The following is a 19,518-nucleotide window of genomic DNA, read 5'->3' as shown; positions in this document are numbered from 1 at the left end:
CTCCAACAAGGAGATGTGAGTGTTCAGAAAGATCGTGCTCGCCCTGATGGCGACGGGGATGCTGGTTGCCGTTCTGCTCGAAACCGCGCCGGTCTGACCCAACCGGTGTCGACGTTGCCTGCGGCATCATCCGCAGGCGGCCAGCGCCGAAGCTGAGGAGCAGGGGCACCCCGCTCCTCGCCGGTTGGCGGCGCCGTCAGAACTGGGTCGTCAGCCCCACCGTGATGGTGCGCCCTCGGCCGGTCTTGTCGCCCATCTCGCCCGACACCGCCGGGCTGTAGGCCACGTTGGTCAGGTTCTCGACGTTCAGGAACGCCGTGGCGTTCTTGTTGACCTTGTACGAGGCATAGGCGTTGAACAGCGTATAGGCCTCCTTGGTTGCAGTATCGCCGAAGCCAACCGCATAGCGGCTGCCGCCGACATGGTTCATCGTCGCGCCGATTGTCAGTGCTTCCTCGAAGGCGCGGATGCCGACATCGACGGAGACCTTGCTCTCCGGCAGGAAAGTCGAATCGCCATTGCCGATGCCGGCGCCCCAGCCAACCGGCTGGTTGTTGCTCGCCTGGGTGTAGGAGAGATTGACGTAGGCGATGCCGGCATCATAACCGCCCTCGACCTCGAAGCCCCGTGAGTGCGTCGTTCCGGGAACGTTGACCCAGATCGCCCGTTCGTAAGGGTCGCCCGGGATATTGATCAGATTGTTGACGATGTAGTTGTCGATGGCGTTGTTGAAGTAGTTCACCTTAAGCCGCAGCTCGTCGCCGCCATAAAGCAGGTCGTTCCTGACGATATTGGCGCCGATCTCCCAGCCCCTTGATGTTTCCGGGTTGAGGTGGAAGTTGGAGTACTGGCCACCGCCGACGCCAGATCCGATCGGAACCAGCGCCCACAGCGCCTCGCGCGCCGAGGGCGGCCTGAAGGTGTGTGAGTAGGTCACATAGGGCTGCAGCCAGTCGAGCGGCTTTGCCGACAGCGTGATCTTCGGGTTCAGCGCGGATTCGTGCCTGGAGACATCGACATTGCCACCGGTCGGCGGGCAGAAGCCGATATTCGGTTTGCACGGGCTCTGGCGACCGCTCAGGTCCCAGTAGTCGTAGTTGAGGCCGGCGTTCAGCTCGAAGATACCCTGTGACAGGGTGAGGTCGGAGAAGGCGCGCGCCTTCTGCATGTGCCCGGGCGGATTGGCGCCGCGGAACAGGTTGACCTTGTAGTCGTTGGACGAATAGGCCGCGCCATAGTCCCAGCGCGCGCTGAGCTCGTCGGTAATGTCGAACCGGCTGGTATTGGCGATGTCGAAGCCGAAGCCGAAGTCGCGCGTGTTGCGCTTGCGGTACGATCCGCCCGTCGTCGGATCGTAAGACATGTCGGTGCGGTTGTAGTAGCCGTTGATCCTGAGGTCGATCCAGTCGCCGCCGGGCTGGTATTTGTAGTTGGCCGTATAGGTCGCGTTGTCGACACCCCAGTTGTAGCCCGAAACCAGGAAGTCGTTCTTGTACCAGCGCGCGCCCAGCTTCAGGTCGTGCACGTCGTCGGGCTGGAAGTGCAGCTTCACCAGGCCGGACCCGGGCTTGTTGCTGGCGTCGGGCCTGTTGTAGGTGCCGTCGCCACGCTGGTAGTTGCCATGCTCGCCATAGCTGAACGCGCCCAGGATAGAGGCTTGGCCACCTCCGGCCAATTCGGTCTGGACACCTGCCGCGGCCATCCCCGAAGCGCCATAGCCATTGCTGCCTGCCTTGACGGTCGTCTTGACGCCCCGGTCCTGGCCTTCGAGCACGACGTCGTCGAACTCGATGGTGCGGAAATTGACCGCACCTGCCAGCGAGCCCATGCCATAGGCGCCATTGACCGCGCCGCGTTCCGCGCCGATGCCGGCAAGAAGGTTGGTGTCGATGTAGAGCAACTCGCCGCCGGTGGAGGCGTGGCCTGCGGTGTTCCTGAAGGTCTGGGGCACTCCGTCGATCATCGTGTTAACGCGGCCATCGGCTTCGAAGCCGCGGATGTTCACCGACACGCCGGGCTGGCTCGACGACATGCGGGTGAACGTGCCCGGCATGCTGCGAACGATGGCATTGGCGTCACCGCCAAATTTCTCCTGGACGATCTTGCCGTCGATGACGCTGACGCCACCTGATGTCTGGAAGGGCGCTTTCGTATCGCGGCCGGCGCTGACCGTGATGGGTGGCAGCACCAATGGGCTCGTTGCCGGCGCCTTCCGGTCTGACTTGACCGGCTTGGGCGGCTGCTCGGCGCCGTTGGGGGACTGGGCATTCGCCACGCTGAGGGCAATGGCGCTGCACACGGCCGCCAACGCGACAGTGCTGCAACGGATGATGTGATGATTGTTCACTGTGTTCCTCGGAATGCTGGGAATCAGTGGCTTGCTCTGGAGAAAGAACTGCTAGCTTCTGATGCGCGTCTTCTCGGAAGACGACTTGGCGCCTGATTGATGGGATGAGCCCAGGCTCTCAACGCGCCATTGAAAACACTGGCAATGAGCGCCCAAACACAGGCGGTCGGCCTCTCGTCCAGGCATCCGAGAGAAGACATCGAAATTTCAGTATGTTGTTTGACCACCCCGTTGGCCGGTCGACGGCCATGAAGCTGAGCTACATTAACTTGATATTTGTAGTCAAGTTTTATGCGAGGCGATTTTGCGTCGCCCACAGGCGCATGCGGACGGCTATATCAGTGCCTTCCAGCTGCCTGAGACAGCCGCTGAAGACGAACCCATAGGCTTTGTTGCCGTAACTGCGCGGCATCGGTCGTCATCCTGCAAAGCGGTTTGAAAAGACGAGCAACGCGTCGACGCTGTAGCCAACGTGGCCCGGTGCGGTAAGCTGACACAAATCGCCGAGGAGACTGCCATGCCTTCACCGTCCGCAATCACGACGCTGCCCTCGGGCGAGGCCGTGCCGACCCTCGGCCAGGGCACCTGGATGATGGGCGAGGACCGCAGCCGCGTCGCCGACGAAGTCGCCGCACTTCAGCTTGGGCTCGATCTTGGCGTCACCTTGATCGACACCGCCGAAATGTATGGCACCGGCGGTGCGGAAAAGGTGGTGGGCGAGGCCATTGCAGGGCGCCGCGACGAGGTGTTCCTCGTCTCCAAGGTGCTGCCGTCCAACGCTTCGCGCAATGGCGTCATCCGCGCCTGCGAGGCGAGCCTAAGGCGCATGCACACCGACCGGATCGATCTGTACCTGCTGCACTGGCGCGGCGGCGTGCCGCTGTCGGAAACCATCGCCGTCTTCGAGGAGCTGCGTCAGTCGGGCAAGATTCGCCACTGGGGCGTCAGCAATTTCGATGCCGATGACATGGAAGAGATGAGCCGTCTGTCCAAGGGCGGCGCCTGCCAGTCCAACCAGGTGCTCTACAACCTCACCCGCCGCGGCATCGAGTTCGATCTGTTGCCGCAGTGCCGGGGCCTCGGCATGCCTGTCATGGCCTATTCGCCCGTCGAGCAGGGTGCGCTCGCCGGCAACAAGGGTCTCCAAGGCATCGCCGCCCGCCATGAGGCGACCGCCGCGCAGATCGCGCTCGCCTGGGTCCTGGCCCAGTCAGGCGTCATAGCAATCCCCAAGGCGACGCGCCTCGAGCATGTCAGGCAGAACGCCGCTGCGCGCGATATCAGGCTGACCGGGCAGGATCTGGCCGAACTCGACCGCCTGTTCCCGCCGCCATCGCGCAAGCGTCCTCTGGAGATGATCTGACCGTTTTGGCCGGCGTCTGTCAGCTCGCCTTGACGGAACAGATACCGTTGGCGCCGCCCTTGCCGGTGTAGGAGACGCTCGGCGAGCCATCGGGATTGATGCTCAGCGAGATGGTCACGCCGGCGCCCTTGATCTCGAAGTAGTTGTCGTTGAACTTCTTCAGCGCGCCTTCCTTGCCGTTGATGTAGACCGGCCCGCCTTGGTCGGCATGGACGTCGATGTTGCCGGGGCAGGTGGCGTTGAGAAGCGGGATCGACGCATGCGCCGGCGTTGCAAGCTCAAGGGCTGCCGCCAGGGCAGACATACCAGCCAAAGTCTTGTTCATTTCATTCCCCCATGTCTGGACGACATCAGGCATTGTTGCGCTGCTGCGACCGTGCCGCAAGCGCACATGGGCTCAGCTTGCCAGCGCCACGTCGGGCGCACGGATCCTTGCCTCGAAGCTGCGGCTCTTGATGCCAACATAGTGCTCGCCAAATGGCCGCGGCTTGGCGATGCCAAAGCCTTGCGCATAATCGACGCCGATGTCGCGCAACGCCCTGGCAATGTCGTCGTTCTCGACGAACTCGGCGATGGTGCGCTTGCCCGTCACTTCGCCGATATGCTGGATCATCTCGACCATGGCGCGGTCGATGCGGTCGACAAGCATGTCCTTGACGAAGCCGCCGTCGATCTTGAGGTAGTCGACGGGCAGGGCCTTGAGATAGCTGAACGACGACATGCCCGCACCGAAATCGTCGAGCGAGAAGCGGCAGCCATGCGCCTGCAGCGTGGCGATGAAGCGGGCCGCCCGGTCGAGGTCGGCGATCGCGCTGGTCTCGGTGATCTCGAAGCAGATGGTCGCGGGCGAAATGCCGCTGCGGGCAAACTGCTCCAATACGTAGTCGGCAAAGCTGTCGTCGCCGAAGCTCGCGCCCGACAGGTTGATGGCGCAGGTGGTGATCGGTGAAGCGTCGGCCGTCTGCCGGGCCAGGATGCCGAAGGCCTGGCGCACCATCCAGCGGTCGATCAGCGGCATCAGCCCGTAGCGCTCGGCCGCAGGGATGAATTCGCCTGGTGCAATCAGCTTGTCCTCGGCATCGGCCAGCCGGACCAACAGCTCGACATGGGCGCCTGCCGCGCCATCGCCATGCAACGGCACGATCTCCTGGGCGAAGATGCGGAAACGGTTCTGCTCCAGCGCTTCGCGCAGGCGCTGCACCCAGGCCATCTCGCTCAGCCGCTGCTCCACCTCCATGTCGCCGATCTGCTGGATCTGGATGCGATTGCGGCCGCGCTCCTTGGCCATGTAGCAGGCGACGTCGACGCTGCGCAGAATCTCTTCCAGCGTCATGCTGGCATCCGACATTCCGACCACGCCGATGCTGACGCTGATCTTGAAAGCCCGTCCTGCCCAGACGAAGTTCAGCTCGTCGACGGCCTGGCGCAGGCTCTCGGCGGTGCTTGCCGCGAGCTCCTCGGGGCAGTTCTCCATCAGGATGCCGAATTCGTCGCCACCCAGCCGTGCCAGAAGATCGGTCGGGCGCAACCGGCTGTGCAGTGCCGCCGACACCTTGCGCAGGAGTTCGTCACCGGCCGCATGGCCGCAGGTATCGTTGACGATCTTGAACTGGTCGAGGTCGAGATACATCAGCGCGTGCACCGCCGGGCGCTTGGCCAGGGCTACCAGCGACGCGTTCAGCCGCGCCTCGAATTCGCGGCGGTTGGCCAGCGAGGTCAGCGTGTCATGGCTCGCCTGCCACGACAGCTGCGCCATGAATTCCTGTTCCTTGGTGCGGTCGTGGAACACCAGCACCGCGCCCGCCACCTTGCCGTCTACATAGAGCGGCGCTGCCACCAGCGACACTGCGACGCTCGAAAGGTCCGGCCGCATCAGCTGCTGTGGCACGCCGCTGCCGCCGACCGCTTCGCCCGAAAGGACGCGTGCGATGAAGCCGTTGTCTTCTTCGTCGCTCTCTTCGCTGACCAGCCGGAACAGCTGGTCGAGTGGCTTGCCCTTGGCGCTGGCGCCATGCCAGTCGAGCATCGCCTCGGCCGCCTCGTTCATATAGTCGAGCCGGCCCTCGGCGTCGGTTGCAACGACGGCCTGGCCGATCGAGGCCAGCGTGATCTGGGCGCGCTCCCGCTCGGCATTCAAAGCGCTTTCAAACGCCCGGCGCTGCTCCAGCAGATTGCCCGTGCGCCGCATCGCCAAAAGGATCAGGGCGCCTGCGGTTACCACGTTGACGCAGAGCAGCAGCACGGTGATGTCGCGCGAGCCGCGCCCGAGCGAGACGGAGAAGGCCTCAGCCAGCGGTGCCGTCTCTTCGTGCAGACGATGGATGTCCTTCTTCCACGCCGCGAGCTGTTCTGCCGAGGCACTGCCGCTCGAGATGCCGGCATGCATGGCCTCGCCGAGTGCCGCGATCTCCAGGATCTTCGGATCGGCGTCGACCCAGCGGTCGACGGCATTGGACAGGTAAGGCACGTGGCGGAAGTTCTTGAACAGCCAGATCAGGCCGGGATTGTCGTTGGGATGGTTGCCGCCGCGAAGGAAGCCGTCATAGGCGGCGTCATAGTCGAGCAGCGGTTTTTCCATCGCCAGGCGCGCGTCGCGGTCGGCCAGCGGCACCGCAATGGCGTGGCGGAAACGTTCGAAATAGTTGGCATCGCCGGAATTGGCATAAAGCGTCAGATAGTAGATCGCGTCCTTGTGGCCTTTCGACCAGGCGCTTTCGCCTGCAGCATAGGCGCGCACGGCAGACAAGGTATAGAGACTGGCACCGGCAATGACGGTCTGTATCAGGACAACGGCGATGAAGGGCCACAGCAGCCCGATGAGCTGAAACCTGGATCTGATGTCGCGTTGTCTCGTCACATGTATGGCGAACGAACTCGCCCCCCAGCTTGTTCTCCCTCGCGTTTGCGGCGCGAATAGTTGCACTACCTATATGAGCAAGCTTTAAAATTCCTTTCCCTGTAAGGTTCAAAGCACTATCCAGTACATTGACGTAGGGTAAGGTATTTCCGGCCTGCTGCCAGCGATCTTCCGTCAACTTGGGTTGACGGAATTGCCTACGTCAACTAATGTTGACGAATGGTTGATCTGAACGCCCTGCATTTGCCCGATGATCCCGACGAAGCGCTGGCCGCGGTGGTTGCCTTGCGACGGCTGGCCGACACGCTCGAGCGGCGCGCGGTCAGGTCGGCGCTCGGGCAGGGCTGGTCATGGGCGCGGATCGCCCAGGCACTCGGCGTCAGCAAGCAGGCCGCCCACAAGCGGCTGTCCGACATCGGCGATGGGCCGGAGAGCTAGGAGACGAGAATGTTCAGCCGCATCAAGGCGCGTTTCAACGACATCGGCACGATCGGCACGCTATGCACCGGGGCGGAGCAACATGCGTTGCGGGATCATCAGCGCGAGCCGGGCGTCGAGCACTTCCTGCTCGCCGCACTCGACCTGCCCGACGGCACGGCGCGGCAAGTCTTCGCAGCGGTCGGCGCGGATCCCGCGGCGCTGCACCAAGCCATCGCCCGTCAGTATGGCGACGCCCTTGCCGCCATCGGCCTGGACATCGCTTCGTCGTCGTCGGCCGGGTCGGAGCGGCTGGCCGCACGCCCCGGCGCATTCAATGCGTCGCCCTCCGGGCAGGAGGTCATGCAGGCGCTGGCGGCAAGCCGAAGCCAGCACGGCCCGCTGCTCGGCGCGCATGTCGTTGCCATCGTTGCCGGCATGCCGCACGGCGTTGCCGCCCGCGCCTTGCGGGCGATGGGCATCGACCTTGCCCAACTCAGATCCGCCGCCGAAGCTGTCGCCGGCGCCGATGCGCGTCCCTGAGCCGGGACGCGCTCACTTCGCCCGGTGAAGCCGAAGCGGCTTGGTCGTCTCGCGCTGGATGACGCCTTGTGCTTCGAGGTCGAGCTGGGCTGCCTTCAGCCACCAGCCGGCCTTGTCGCCGCCGGGAAACAGCTCCTCGGACAGGATCGGCAGCACCGCCGCCTTGGTTTCCGCCACGGTCAGGCCCGGCGTGGTTGCCGGCAGCACCTCAAGCAACGCGTCGCGCATGGCGGTGTATTTTGCCTTGTCGACACGCACGACATGGTTGGGCGAGACGATGTTGCGGATCTCGATCTTCTCAGCCGCCTTGGACATCGAGCTCTCCCTTTACATATTCGATCTTGGGGGCGCGAAAACCCATCGCCGCCCAGGCAGACAAAAGCCGCCACATGAAGCGGCCGGAATGCTTGGCATAACTCGGCAGGCTGTCTGTGAATTCGACGCCGGACCTGCGGTCGGCGGTCATCGTGCGCATCTCGGCCGGTGGCCGGTCGGCGGGGTCGATGCGCTCGCGATAGACCGACAGCCAATGCCCGCCCTTGAACTCCAGAAACATCGGCGAGTTGCAACAGGATGCCACCACGCGCCGGGTCGGCGCCGTCCGGCTCAGCCGGTGTTCGCGCAACAGCTCGGCGCCATGCGCACAGCGGATCCGGTCTTTGCGGTAGAGCGTGTAGTTCGTGCCGCCGTCGCTTTCGAGCACCGGCGCGCCGCCGGGTAGCGCGGCGAAAATCCCGCCTGCCTTCTGGCAGCTGGAGCAATAGCAGATCGCGCCGACGATCGGCCTGCCGCTCGCCTCGAATGCCACCTGTCCGCATCTGCAGGCGATCCGTCGCATGTCAGCCATCTCATCACCTCGTCCGTCGAATTGAAACTAGACTGGACCGTCCAGTTTGATTTGTCAACGGCTTCGGCTTATGCTCGAAATCGCAGCTGCCGATACAGGGACGTGCATTGATGAAGACCGCCAAAACGCGCCAGGAACGGACACGCGACACTATCCTCGATGCCGCCGCCGGCCTGTTTCTCCGCAACGGTTTCCTTGGCGCCAATATGGACGAGATCGCAGCGGTCGCCGACGTTTCCAAGCAGACCGTCTATGCCCATTTCCACAGCAAGGAAGCCTTGTTCCTCGATGTCGTCAGGGGGCTGACCGGCGTTGCCGGCGACGTCCACCAGGAGCAGGTCGCCGACCCCGTCGACGACCGCCCGATCGCCGATTACCTCCAGGAATTTGCCGAACTTCAGCTCACCATCGTCATGACGCCGAAGCTGATGCAACTGCGGCGGCTGGTCATCGGCGAGGTCGAGCGCTTTCCGGAACTGGGCAGGGCGCTGCATGCGCTCGGCCCGCAGCGCTCTATCACCCGCCTGTCGCGCGCCTTCGAGCGCTACCGCAGGCTCGGCCAGATCGAGGCCGACGACCTCGAGGCCGCGGCGTCGTTCTTCAACTGGCTGGTGATGGGGGCCCCCGTCAACGACGCCATGCTTCTGGGCGACGACGCCATCCTGCCCGCCGCGGCCTGCCGCGGCCACGCTGCCGAAAGCGTGCGCATCTTCCTCGCTGCCTTCGGCCCGCGCGCCACGCATCGGGCATAGGCGCCGGCTGGTGGCCGGCGCCGCAGGGTTCATTGACCTGATGCCATCAGGTCGCGCACCAGCGCGTCCTTCACCAGCCCGATCAGCTCGGCATGCAGTTCGCCGCGTGGTCGGCTGGCCTCGTCCGAACAGATCGGATCGAACTCGCCAAACGACTTGAGCAGTTCGGCCGCACCGTCCTTGCACTCGGGCAGGAAGCTGAAATGCGTCGCACCCGCCACGGTCGCATAGGTCCCCTTGGACGTCAGCTTCGCGAGCCCATCGGAGATGACAGCCAGCGGGATGCCTTCACCCTCGCCGAGATTGATGAAGTGCATCGGGATCGCGATGTCCTTCAGGCTGTCGGGGTCATAGGCCTGGGCGAGGCCGGGATCGGCCAGCACCGCCGTCTTGATCCGCTGGTCGAGGTTCGACTGCTCGAAGCGCGCCCGGTCGATGCGGCGCAGGTCTACCTTGTCGACAGTAATCTTCTCGTCATTGACGTAGCCGACGCCGCTCACAAACCAGGCGCAGTCCCACTTCTTGTAGCTGTCGCAATAGCGGGCATAGGCCTCGAGATTGGCGCGCGCGCCCGAAAGCTCCATGGCACTGGCACCACCGAGCGAGAAGCCGACGATGCCGATCCTGTCGGCATCGATGACGCTGCTCCAGGCCGGATCCTTGGCCAGTGCGTCGATGACGGCGGACAGATCGGCCGTGCGCTGCCACAGCTTCGGCGTTTCGGCCGGGGTGGAAAAACCGCTGGTCGTGCCCGGATGGTTGGGGCCGGCAACGACGAAACCCGCCTTGGCAAGCTCGGTGGCGAGCCAGCTCATCGCCTGCACGCGGCTGCCCGATCCATGCGACAGCAGCACCAGCGGATGGCGGCCCGGCACCACGGGTGCATCGATGCTGGCTGCCGCGCCCTTGAACACCTTGTTGTCGCCGACAATTGTCGGCTTGCCGCCGACGGCTGCCGGATACCAGACGGTCACGGATAGATCGCGGCCGGACTGCGGCACCGACATCTCTTTGACGCCCGCTTCCGAAGCGAAGCAGGCGGAGACGAAGCCGATGAGGGCGGGAATGGTGGTGAGAAACTGGAGCACGGGAACCTCGCTCTGTTTGCGGATGAAGACGAACGAGCAATGGCGAAATTGACCCTTTATCGGCGTCCTCGATCGCGATTCAGGTCGTGCTCGATCGCGATAGAGGCCATGATCGGCTGTCTGCTCTCCGGTGGGATTCGCCTTGATCTTCGTGCCCTTGTCCTTCGTCGCCGCCCTGTTGCTGGTCATCCTGCTCGTCGCAGCATTGCGCGCCCGCGAAACATCAGGCGGCAACACCGCCTTCCTCGTCCTCGTCGCGCTCTGCGCCGTGCAGTCGGTCGTCGTCGGTCTGCGCTGGGGCTATCATGTCGAGGCGGCGCGCTATGTCCAGCCGATCCTGGCTGCCGGCCTGCCGCCTTTGGTGCTGTTCAGTTTCCGCACCTTGCTCCAGCGCGATGACACCCAGGGCGGTGCCACACGCTGGCTGCACGCCTTGCCGCCTCTGGTCATGACTGCCATCGTGCTGTTCGCGCCTGCCTTTATCGATGCAGCACTTGTCGTGCTGTTCGTCGGCTATGCAATCGCCGTGCTGCACCTCGGACGCAGTGGCCCGGACGCTCTGGTCGAGGCGCGCCTCGACAGCGCGGTCGCCGCCCACCGCGCGCTGGTCATCGCCGCTGTCGCGCTCTGCCTGTCGGCCCTGTTCGACCTCGGTGTTTTGCTCGCCTTCGAAAAATGGCAGGGCGAAAACGCCGCCGTCATTGCCAGCAACGCCAATCTGCTCGGCCTGTTCTTCATTGGCCTGACTGCCTTCGTCGCCTCGCGCGCCCATCCCTCGACACCGACCCAGACCAATCCACCCGAGCCGTCGCCGTCCGAGCAGGACCGCGAGGTGCTCGATCAGGTCCAGCGCCTGCTAATCGACCAGAAGCTCTATCGCGACGACAATTTGACCCTGTCCAGGCTGGCCCGCCGCGCGGGCGTGCCGGCGCGACAGATCTCGGGCGCCATCAACCGCCTCGCCGGCAAGAATGTTTCGCAGTACATCAACGACGTCAGGATTTCGGAAGCCTGCCGCCTGCTCAGGGACACCGACATGTCGGTCACATCGGCCATGCTCGATGCCGGCTTCCAGACCAAGTCCAACTTCAACCGCGAGTTCCGCCGCGTCACCACGCTGAGCCCCGCCTCCTGGCGCGAGCAGAACCGGCGCAGGGCCGCGAACGCCGCTTGAGCGGCCGCCATCGTCACGCCGCGCGGTAGGTCTGCGCCACGGCACCGCCTGGAAAGGCTCTCGAACTCACCAGCTCGAGCCGGGCCGGCGCGGCGAGTTCGGAAAACAGCGGCAGGCCCTGGCCAAGCGCCACAGGGACGACCAGCAGCGCGAAGCGGTCGACCAGCCCGCCGGCGACGAGGCTGCGGGCAAAGCTGACCCCGCCATGGGCGACGATCGGCTTGCCCTCCTGCGCCTTCAGCCTGGCGATTTCCTCCGCGAGGTCACCGCTCGCCACATAGGCCTGCGCCCAGCTCTCCGCGCCGGCTTGCAGCGCAGCCTGCGTGGTCGCCGTGTGGCGTTCGCCAGGATTGCCGGCCCCTGCCGCGAGAACACCGCCTTGGGAATCTGCTTCATCGGTGCCGCGAACTGGTCGGTGGACGTTGGCCACCAGGCGGCCATGCCATGGAAGGTGCGGCTGCCCATGATGTGCAGGCTGGCGTTCCACAGGAACTCCACGCTCCACGCCTTGGCCTCCTGGTCGGTGCCGAACATCCAGCCGTTTCGCCCGTCCAGGTCGCTGACGAAACCGTCGACCGACATGGACATCTTCAACACCAGCTCTCTCATCGCCGTCTCCTTCGTTGCGGTCCTGACCCGAGGACGCACGGGAACGACAGATACCGACAGCGCGCGGCCATTTCATTGGCCGCGCGCTGTCGCATTCCGCAATCTCAGGCAGCTAGCGCTGCAGCCCGGCAAAGAAGGCCGCGACCTCTTCCGCCCAGACCTCAGGCACTTCCATCGCCGCAAAATGGCCGCCGCTGGCAAGCTCCGTCCAGCGCAGGATCGTGTTGCCTTCTTCGCCGTAGCGGCGGATGGCGACCTCGTCGCGGGCAAAGACGGCAACGCCCGTCGGCACGCCCGAATTCGGCTTCGGCGACCACGCCTCGGGATCATGCGCATTTTCATAGTAGAGCCGGGTCGATGAGGCAGCGGTTCCGGTGAACCAGTAGACCAGCACATTGGTCAGGAACCGGTCGAGCTCGACGGCATCAGGGCTGTCGCCGAAGCCGGCAAACATGTCGCCCAGCCAGGCGATGAGACCGGCCGGCGAGTCTGAAATGCCATAGGCCAGCGTCTGCGGCCGGCTCGACTGCAGCGCATTGAAGCCGAAGCGTTCGGCCATGAACTGTTGCAGGCGCTGCAATCGGCTCTTCTCGGCATCGCTGAACGTGGCGATCTCGCTGGCATCGATGGGCCCAAGCGGAATGAAGCCCATCGTTGCCGCGTTGACATGCACGCCGATGACCCGGTCAGGTGCTGCCCGGCCGATGGCAGGGGCGATGATCGCACCGGCATCGCCGCCCTGCACGCCGAAGCGCTTGTAGCCGAGGCGCGACATCAGCTCGAGCATGGCGCTGGCGATGCGGCCGTCATTCCAGCCTGTCGCGCGCGTCGGGCCGGAGAAACCGAAGCCGGGCAGCGACGGGATGACGAGATCGAAGCCAGCCTTAGTCAGCGGCCCGATCGCGCCGAGGAACTCGACAAACGAGCTCGGCCAGCCATGCAGCAGGAGCAGCGGTACGGCATCGATAACCCCCGACTTCACATGCAGGAAATGGATGGTCTGGCCGTCGACCTCGGTGACGAACTGCGCGTTGGCGTTGATCTCTGCCTCCTGCGTGCGCCAGTCGAAGCCGTTCTTCAGCCGCTCGATCGCACGGGTGACGAAACTGGATGCCATGCCGTAGCTCCAGCCGGTGCCTGGAATCTCGTTGGCGAGCCGAGTGTTGGCGAGCCGCGCCTTGAGGTCGGCCAGATCGGCTTCAGAAATGGCGATCTTGAAAGGGGTGATGTCAGACATTGCCGCGTGTCCATTTTTGCTATGTGCATGACCCCAGCGAAAATCGTGCGATCTCAGGGGGCCGTTCACAGGGTTGAAAGTGCATCCTTTCTAGCCGGCGGCATGGTCTTGCGGATTGAAGATTTCCGACAGTTTCAGCTGCGCGCGGCCTGTCCGGGGGTGACGCCCATGATCGCCTTGACCGAGCGGATCATGTGCGGCTGGTCGGCATAACCCAGCGCAAAGGCGACGTCCGCCGCCGGCCGGCCCTGTTGCAGCAGCACCAGCGCCTTCTGGGCGCGTTCGATCTGCGTGAAGGTCTTGTAGGTGACGCCGGTTGTCTTCAGGAAATGCCGCTGCAGCGTCCGCTCCGACATCGCCATCGGATGGCCCGAGACGATTGAGGCGACCACCCGGTTGTCCTCGACGATGGAGTTGCGCACCAGCTTGCGGACGAAGCCGTCGACCGTTTCGAAGGTCGGGATCTCCAGCACGTCGGAGCCGAGCCGGAAGCGGTCCTTGCCGATCAAGTCCAGCACCACCCCTTGGTCGCGCATGACCTCGCCCGGCATCAGCGGCATGAAGCTGCTCGGCTTGAAGGCGATGGAAAGGATTTCGTCGCCGGCGGCATAGTCATGGCAGACGGCAGCGGTGGTCAGACCGGTGCGCAGCACGGTGGTCGTATCGCCGTTCCTGAAAATGACCACGTCCCAGCAGCCATCCGGCTGGATCTGCATCGAGCCGCCGGTCGCAAAGCTTGTCCGCGTCACCGACTCGACGAACGGCGACGACCAGCCTTCCAGTGTCACGACCTCATGCATGTCAGCCGCCGCGCTCCTCGCCGGGGCAGTGTCGCCGGAGTTGCCTGATGAGGCAAGGGTGCACTGGCCCCGAGGTGGCGCTGGTCGACACCGTTGGGGCTATGGCCGATAGCTGTTGGCTCAAGCCTTTTCGGACGCCGGCCGCAGCTTGACACGCCGGTGACGGCGGGTAGTTTCCTGCCCGCGAGGTAACGTCCTCTCCCGCCAGGGAAAGAATGTCCGGGAACGGCCCGGCCCAATCAAAGGGCTTGTTCATGTGCCGTCATCATCCTGTCCTCGCGCCTTGTCCTGAAAACGGTCGCCTCATGGCTGAGACGCTTCGGGAACTCCGGTTCGCGTATCGTGCTGCCGGGCATGAACCGCGTCCGATCATGTCGGTGGTATCAGCTTCGAGATGACCGAACTTGGCGCCCCTTCCTCCAGTGACGTCGCTTCTGAGCCGCTCGACAGGCCTCTGAGCCGCTGGCCGCTGCTCCGCTGGTTTGCCTCGTCGGCGACATTGAACGTTCCTCAGGCTTCCGCGCCGGTGGCGTTCTCGCTCGTCGCCTTGGGCCTCACCGGCGACGCACGGGGCGGCGCCGCCATGATCCTGGCCATGACCCTTGCACAGGTCGTCGGCGCCATCCCGATTACACGGCTCGGTACGAACCGTTCAGCCGCGACCTTCCTGAGGCTGTTGGTGGCCTTCCGCACGCTCGCCTTGGCTGCCGTGGTTTTGTGCGCGTTTTACCAGGCGCCGTTTGCCTTGCTTGTCGTCTTCGCGGCTGTGGCCGGCTTGGTCAACGGCGCGGCATTCGGATATTTGCGCGCGTTGCTCAATCACTTCACGTCTGCTTCGCATCTGCCCCGAACGCTCGGCATTGCAGCTACCCTCAATGAGCTGACCTTTGTTCTTGGTCCGGTGGTGGCGTCCGCCCTTGGCGCCGTCTCGCCCGTCTTTGCCCTGCTCGCGCTGACACTGCTCGGCGCCATTCCGGCCCTGCTGGTGCCGCAGGCGGACAGGAGCCATGTCGAGCACGCGCCTCATGCCGAGGGTTCGGTGCTCAGCCCCTCCATCCTGCTGTGGCTCGTCTGTTCGGCTGCAGGTTCGTCCACCGTCGCGGCCATCGAAATCGGAGCCGTCGCGCTCGCCCTGAAATTCGGCTACCCGCCGACGCTGGCCATCCTGTTCACGGTGCCGCTGTGCCTGGCCTCGGTCGCGGGTGGTATCTGGGTCAGCGTGCGCAACCGCATGGTAAGCTGCAGGGCCGTCGTCTTGCTGCTGTGCGTCTTGACGCTTGGAGCCGCACTCGCCGCACTCGGACCATCGCTTGTGACCACGGTCGTCGGCGCCGTCCTCATCGGATTGGTCCTGGCGCCTCTCGGCACCTACTACTCGCTCGTTCTCGACCGGCTGGCCCCGCCACGCAGGCGACCCGAAGTGTTCGCCTTGCTGCGCACGTCGAGTGCCATAGGCATCATTTTTGCCAGTGCAGTGCTGACGGCAGCGTCCCTGTCGAGCGCGCTGATCGTTGTGGCGGCCACGATGTTCGCGGTGACGCTGACGGTAGCATTCGCGACCCTCCGGCGCTGAACTGGAGCCGTCAATCAAGCCTGGGGTCGGAAGCCGCTCGGCTCCAAAACCGCGTCGCCGGCGGCATAGTCGTGGGTGACAGCGGCGGCGGTCAGGCCGGTGCGCAGCAGCACGGTGGTGGTGTCGGCATTCATGAAGATGACAAAGCAGTCGCGACAGACGATCGGGCGCGATGCTGAGCGCAGCCTCAAGGCTGTGTGCACTCGCCGCGCTGCCGCCAAGTCGGGTGAAAATGCCAAGGCAGAGGGCACCGCACGATCAGCTTGTCGATCCGATCAGAATCCACCATGCCACGGCCCTTGCGCGATTCAGCGCCGACTTGAGCAGTTCGGCAGAGGGGGTTCAACCGGGAGGCTGCGGGCAGCGTAGAGGGCCGCGTTATTTCTCTCGCTTTTCGGTCTTCAGGTTCGGAAGGTCGGGTCGCCTGGATTTCACCCCGGCCTCCTTCAGGGCGGTGTAGCCTACCTTTTTGAGAAGCTTCTCCGTTTTGGCGCGCTCCTTGTCGAGAGCGCTCTGACCTCTGACCTTGGGCATGCGTCCTCCATCGGGTTGGTTGGCTGGCAAGATCGCCAGCGCGCACAATGTCAGCATTGGCGCCGCGGCAGAGAGAACGTCAATGACCCAAATGGACCGCCTGCCGCCATCGGTGGCAAGTTCGCCCAGGCCACAGCGAATGAGGCCGTTCAAACCGCGCATGCCTGGTCGGCTTTGCCGGCAAGCTGTCCCGGCAGAACTCCGGGGCTTGAGTTGCAGGCGCGTCCGGCGCCCGCCTAGCCGGCCTGGTTGAACACCGCCTCGATAGGATGCCCATCAGGGTCGATCACGAAGGCGGCAAAATAGGTCGGCCCATAATGTTCCCTGAGGCCGGGGCCGCCATTGTCGGTGCCACCATAAGCGAGCGCCGCCGCATGGAATGCCGCGACCGCCTGTCGGTCGGGCGCGGCGAAGGCAAGGTGGAAGCCGGGGCCCGGCGGGCGCTGGCCGATGCTACGCTGCTTGAGCGCCAGCTTGTCGCTGCCGCCTGCGACACCGTAGCCGACGGCCTGGTCGTCGGCGCCGGGCGCAAGGTCTTCCCAGACCCTGACATAACCGAGCGGGGCAAGCGCCGCGTCGTAGAATGCTGCTGCGCGGTCGATGTCGGAGACACCGAGCGAAATGTGATGAAGCATGCCGTCTCCGCTCCTAATCGCTGCTTATCTCGCCGCCAGCCCCTTCAGCCTATACAGCGCGTCCAGTGCCTCGCGCGGGGTCATTTCGTCGGGGCTCAGCCCCTCCAGTGCCTTGGTCAGTGCGTCATTGGCGACGGGTTTGGCCGCCTCGCGTTTCACCGCCACCGAAAACAGCGGCAAATCGTCGACAAGCTTGTTGGCTTTCCCGGAGGTTTCGCCTTCCTCGAGCTGGTGCAGCACCTCCTTGGCGCGCGCCACCACGACATCGGGCAGGCCGGCGAGGCGGGCCACCTGCACGCCGTAGGAGCGGTCGGCAGCACCCTTGCCGACCTCATGCAGGAACACCACTTCGCCTTCCCACTCCTTCACCCGCATCGTCACATTGTGCAGGCGGCCGAGCTTGCCGGAAAGTGCCGTCAGTTCGTGGAAATGGGTGGCGAAGATGGCGCGGCAGCGGTTCTTTTCGTGCAGATATTCGACTGCCGCCCAGGCGATCGACAGGCCGTCGAAGGTGGCGGTACCCCGACCGATCTCGTCGAGGATGACAAGCGTGCGCTCGCCCGCCTGGTTGAGGATGGCGGCGGTCTCGACCATCTCGACCATGAAGGTCGAACGCCCGCGCGCCAGATCGTCCGAGGCGCCGACGCGGGAGAACAGCCGGTCGACCACGCCGATATGTGCACGCTCGGCGGGTACGAACGACCCCATCTGAGCGAGAATGGCGATCAGCGCGTTCTGGCGCAGGAAGGTCGACTTACCACCCATGTTCGGGCCGGTGAGCAGCCAGATGGCGCCGTTCCTGTCGTTGCCGTCCGGCGACAGCGTACAGTCATTGGCGACGAAGGGGGCTGCCGCCTCGCGCCTCAGCGACTGCTCGACCACCGGGTGGCGTCCACCAAAAATGTCGAAGGCGAGGCTGGCGTCGACCTCGGGCCGGCACCACGCCTCGTTCTGGGCGAGCACGGCGAGTGCCGCCGACACGTCGAGCACGGACAGCGCGTCGGCGCCTGACCGGATCGCCTGGGCGTGGGTCACTGCCTCGCCGACCAACTGGTCGAAGGCCTGGAGTTCGATGGTCAGCGCCCGGTCGGCGGCATTGGCGATCTTGGTCTCGAGGCCGGCGAGCTCGGTGGTGGTGAAGCGCATCGCATTCGCCATGGTCTGGCGGTGGATGAAGCGCGCCTTGGCCTCGTCGCTGCCGTTCAGGGCCGTCTGGTTGTTCGCCGTCACCTCGATGTAGTAGCCGAGCACGTTGTTGTGGCGGATCTTGAGCGAGCGGATGCCCGTCTCCTCGATCAGGTCGCGCTCCATGCCGGCGATCACCCGGCGCGACTGGTCGCGCAGCGCCCGCATCTCGTCGAGTTCCGGATGATAGCCGGCGCGGACAAAACCGCCGTCGCGCTTGAGAAGCGGCAGCTCCTCGCCCAGCGCCACGTCGAGATGGTCGGCGAAGCCTGTGGGCAGGTCCGATATCGCCGCGATCGCCGCCGCCAGCTGCTTCGGCAGGGAAGCGCCCGCAAACAGCCCGGCAATGGTGCGCGCCGCCGAGAATCCCGAACGCAGCGCGCCGAGATCGCGCGGCCCGCCGCGGTTGAGCGCCAGCCGCGACAGTGCGCGGGGCATGTCGGCGACGCCCTTCAGGCTGAGCCTGAGCGCATCGGTCAGCCGCGTTTCGCCGGTGAAGAACGACACCGCGTCCAGCCTGGCGCCGATCGCCTCGGGATCGGTCAGCGGCGACATCAGCCGGTCGGCGAGCAGGCGCGCGCCGCCGCCCGTCACCGTACGGTCGATGGCGCGGAACAGCGAGCCGTCGCGGCCGCCCGACAGGGTGCGCAACAATTCGAGATTGGCGCGTGTCGCCGGGTCGATGAACAGCGTGGTGCCCGACTGCTCGCGCTCGGGCCGCGACAAAGGCGGCCGCTCGGCCTTTTGGGTCTTTTCGACATAGGCGATGACGCCGGAGATGGCCGACAGCTCGGCGCGCGAAAATGCACCAAAACTGTCCGGCGTCGCCACGTCGTAGAAACGGGCGATGCGGCTGGGCGCCGAGGTCGAATCGAACAGGCTCGGCGGCTGCGGGTTGACGATGCGGCCGACCAGATCGAAGCTCGGGCGCAGCTCCTCGTCATGGAAGGCAGGTTCGGCGACGATCAGCTCGCGCGGGTCGACGCGGAAGATGTCGGCCGAAAGCCGTTCTGGCGTCGTCTCGGCGACGCGGAAGATGCCGGTCGAGATCTCGATCCAGGCGATCGCCAGGCTGGCTTCGCCCGCGCCCTTGACCCGCCCCAGCGCCATCAGGAAATTCGATTCCTGCGGCGCCAAAAGCTTGTCTTCGGTGATGGTGCCAGGCGTCACCAGCCGCACCACGTCGCGCTTGACCACTGACTTCGAGCCGCGCTTCTTGGCTTCCGCCGGGTCTTCCACCTGCTCGCACACGGCGACCCGGTAGCCTTGCCCGATCAGCTTCTGCAGATAGTCGTCGGCGGCATGGATCGGCACCCCGCACATCGGGATGTCCTGGCCCTGGTGCTTGCCGCGCTTGGTCAGCACGATGCCGAGCGCGCGCGAGGCCTTCTCGGCGTCGTCGAAGAACAGCTCGTAGAAGTCGCCCATGCGGTAGAACAGCAGCGAATCCGGGTTCGCCGCCTTGATCTCCATATACTGTTCCATCATCGGCGTCGGCGCGGCATGCACCGGGGCTTCGGCCCGGCTTTCCCCTCCGGCTTCCGCAAAGTCAGCTTC

20 protein-coding genes are annotated in these 19,518 nt (G+C 64.9%); 6 read left to right on the top strand and 14 right to left on the bottom strand.

The annotated features are described in order from the left end of the window. Positions 1-196 precede the first annotated feature (196 nt). Entirely contained in the window at positions 197-2,347 is a 2,151-nt protein-coding gene (locus tag N7E70_RS02460; protein WP_263005444.1) for a TonB-dependent receptor domain-containing protein, read from the bottom strand. A 517-nt stretch (positions 2,348-2,864) separates the two neighbouring features. Here N7E70_RS02460 and N7E70_RS02455 point away from each other — a divergent pair. Then, positions 2,865-3,710, top strand: coding sequence for an aldo/keto reductase (locus tag N7E70_RS02455; RefSeq protein ID WP_067955381.1), 846 nt, complete (start codon positions 2,865-2,867; stop codon positions 3,708-3,710). Between the two features lie 19 nt (positions 3,711-3,729). Here N7E70_RS02455 and N7E70_RS02450 read toward each other — a convergent pair whose 3' ends face one another. After that, positions 3,730-4,035 (bottom strand): hypothetical protein, encoded by a 306-nt coding sequence (locus N7E70_RS02450; protein WP_263005443.1) that lies wholly within the window; start codon positions 4,033-4,035, stop codon positions 3,730-3,732. Between the two features lie 72 nt (positions 4,036-4,107). Next, entirely contained in the window at positions 4,108-6,567 is a 2,460-nt protein-coding gene (locus tag N7E70_RS02445) for an EAL domain-containing protein (protein WP_263005442.1), read from the bottom strand. 219 nt (positions 6,568-6,786) lie between these two features. Between N7E70_RS02445 and N7E70_RS02440 the strand changes: the two genes are divergently transcribed. Beyond that, positions 6,787-7,005 (top strand): hypothetical protein, encoded by a 219-nt coding sequence (locus tag N7E70_RS02440; protein WP_067955378.1) that lies wholly within the window; start codon positions 6,787-6,789, stop codon positions 7,003-7,005. 9 nt (positions 7,006-7,014) lie between these two features. Next, on the top strand, positions 7,015-7,527 hold the full coding sequence (locus tag N7E70_RS02435) for a Clp protease N-terminal domain-containing protein (RefSeq protein WP_263005441.1): 513 nt from the start codon (positions 7,015-7,017) through the stop codon (positions 7,525-7,527). Positions 7,528-7,539: 12 nt separating this feature from the next. Here N7E70_RS02435 and N7E70_RS02430 read toward each other — a convergent pair whose 3' ends face one another. Then, entirely contained in the window at positions 7,540-7,842 is a 303-nt protein-coding gene (locus tag N7E70_RS02430) for a DUF6958 family protein (RefSeq protein ID WP_263005440.1), read from the bottom strand. Beyond that, a complete protein-coding gene (locus N7E70_RS02425; protein ID WP_263005439.1) occupies positions 7,826-8,374 on the bottom strand; it encodes a GFA family protein in 549 nt (182 codons plus the stop codon). The genes N7E70_RS02430 and N7E70_RS02425 overlap by 17 nt, the downstream gene beginning before the upstream one ends. Before the next feature lie 110 nt (positions 8,375-8,484). On the opposite strand from N7E70_RS02425, the gene N7E70_RS02420 reads away from it, so the two are divergent. Then, positions 8,485-9,126, top strand: coding sequence for a TetR/AcrR family transcriptional regulator (locus N7E70_RS02420; protein ID WP_067955371.1), 642 nt, complete (start codon positions 8,485-8,487; stop codon positions 9,124-9,126). Between the two features lie 29 nt (positions 9,127-9,155). Here the strand turns inward: N7E70_RS02420 and N7E70_RS02415 are convergent, their stop codons facing one another. Further along, complete coding sequence (locus N7E70_RS02415) at positions 9,156-10,214, bottom strand: alpha/beta hydrolase family protein (RefSeq protein WP_263005438.1); 1,059 nt, start codon at positions 10,212-10,214, stop codon at positions 9,156-9,158. Positions 10,215-10,365: 151 nt separating this feature from the next. Here N7E70_RS02415 and N7E70_RS02410 point away from each other — a divergent pair, with 151 nt between their 5' ends. Next, on the top strand, positions 10,366-11,388 hold the full coding sequence (locus N7E70_RS02410) for a helix-turn-helix domain-containing protein (RefSeq protein ID WP_263005464.1): 1,023 nt from the start codon (positions 10,366-10,368) through the stop codon (positions 11,386-11,388). A 13-nt stretch (positions 11,389-11,401) separates the two neighbouring features. Here the strand turns inward: N7E70_RS02410 and N7E70_RS02405 are convergent, their stop codons facing one another. The 4 genes from N7E70_RS02405 to N7E70_RS02390 form a co-directional block, all read right to left on the bottom strand. After that, complete coding sequence (locus tag N7E70_RS02405; RefSeq protein ID WP_263005437.1) at positions 11,402-11,665, bottom strand: dihydrofolate reductase family protein; 264 nt, start codon at positions 11,663-11,665, stop codon at positions 11,402-11,404. Then, positions 11,626-11,997, bottom strand: coding sequence for a dihydrofolate reductase family protein (locus N7E70_RS02400; protein ID WP_263005436.1), 372 nt, complete (start codon positions 11,995-11,997; stop codon positions 11,626-11,628). Before N7E70_RS02400 ends, N7E70_RS02405 begins: the two co-directional genes overlap by 40 nt. A gap of 112 nt (positions 11,998-12,109) precedes the next feature. After that, positions 12,110-13,234, bottom strand: coding sequence for an epoxide hydrolase family protein (locus tag N7E70_RS02395; protein WP_263005435.1), 1,125 nt, complete (start codon positions 13,232-13,234; stop codon positions 12,110-12,112). Between the two features lie 134 nt (positions 13,235-13,368). Then, positions 13,369-14,034, bottom strand: coding sequence for a helix-turn-helix transcriptional regulator (locus tag N7E70_RS02390; protein ID WP_263005434.1), 666 nt, complete (start codon positions 14,032-14,034; stop codon positions 13,369-13,371). A gap of 394 nt (positions 14,035-14,428) precedes the next feature. On the opposite strand from N7E70_RS02390, the gene N7E70_RS02385 reads away from it, so the two are divergent. Beyond that, positions 14,429-15,607, top strand: coding sequence for an MFS transporter (locus N7E70_RS02385; protein ID WP_263005433.1), 1,179 nt, complete (start codon positions 14,429-14,431; stop codon positions 15,605-15,607). 14 nt (positions 15,608-15,621) lie between these two features. Here N7E70_RS02385 and N7E70_RS02380 read toward each other — a convergent pair whose 3' ends face one another. The 4 genes from N7E70_RS02380 to mutS all read right to left on the bottom strand — a co-directional run bounded on the left by N7E70_RS02380 (position 15,622) and on the right by mutS (position 19,449). Continuing rightward, entirely contained in the window at positions 15,622-15,798 is a 177-nt protein-coding gene (locus N7E70_RS02380; protein WP_263005432.1) for a hypothetical protein, read from the bottom strand. Positions 15,799-15,985: 187 nt separating this feature from the next. Continuing rightward, positions 15,986-16,303, bottom strand: coding sequence for a hypothetical protein (locus N7E70_RS02375; protein ID WP_263005431.1), 318 nt, complete (start codon positions 16,301-16,303; stop codon positions 15,986-15,988). A 74-nt stretch (positions 16,304-16,377) separates the two neighbouring features. Beyond that, positions 16,378-16,776, bottom strand: a complete 399-nt coding sequence (locus tag N7E70_RS02370; RefSeq protein WP_263005430.1) for a VOC family protein — start codon at positions 16,774-16,776, stop codon at positions 16,378-16,380. A 24-nt stretch (positions 16,777-16,800) separates the two neighbouring features. Continuing rightward, positions 16,801-19,449: a DNA mismatch repair protein MutS gene (gene mutS / locus N7E70_RS02365; RefSeq protein WP_263005463.1), complete on the bottom strand. Its 2,649-nt coding sequence runs from the start codon at positions 19,447-19,449 to the stop codon at positions 16,801-16,803. Positions 19,450-19,518: the final 69 nt, after the last annotated feature.

The organism is Aminobacter sp. NyZ550 (assembly GCF_025628925.2).
In the GTDB taxonomy this organism is placed as follows: domain Bacteria; phylum Pseudomonadota; class Alphaproteobacteria; order Rhizobiales; family Rhizobiaceae; genus Aminobacter; species Aminobacter ciceronei.
Note: the sequence above shows the minus strand (reverse complement) of the source record. Positions and strands in the feature narration are given on the sequence as shown.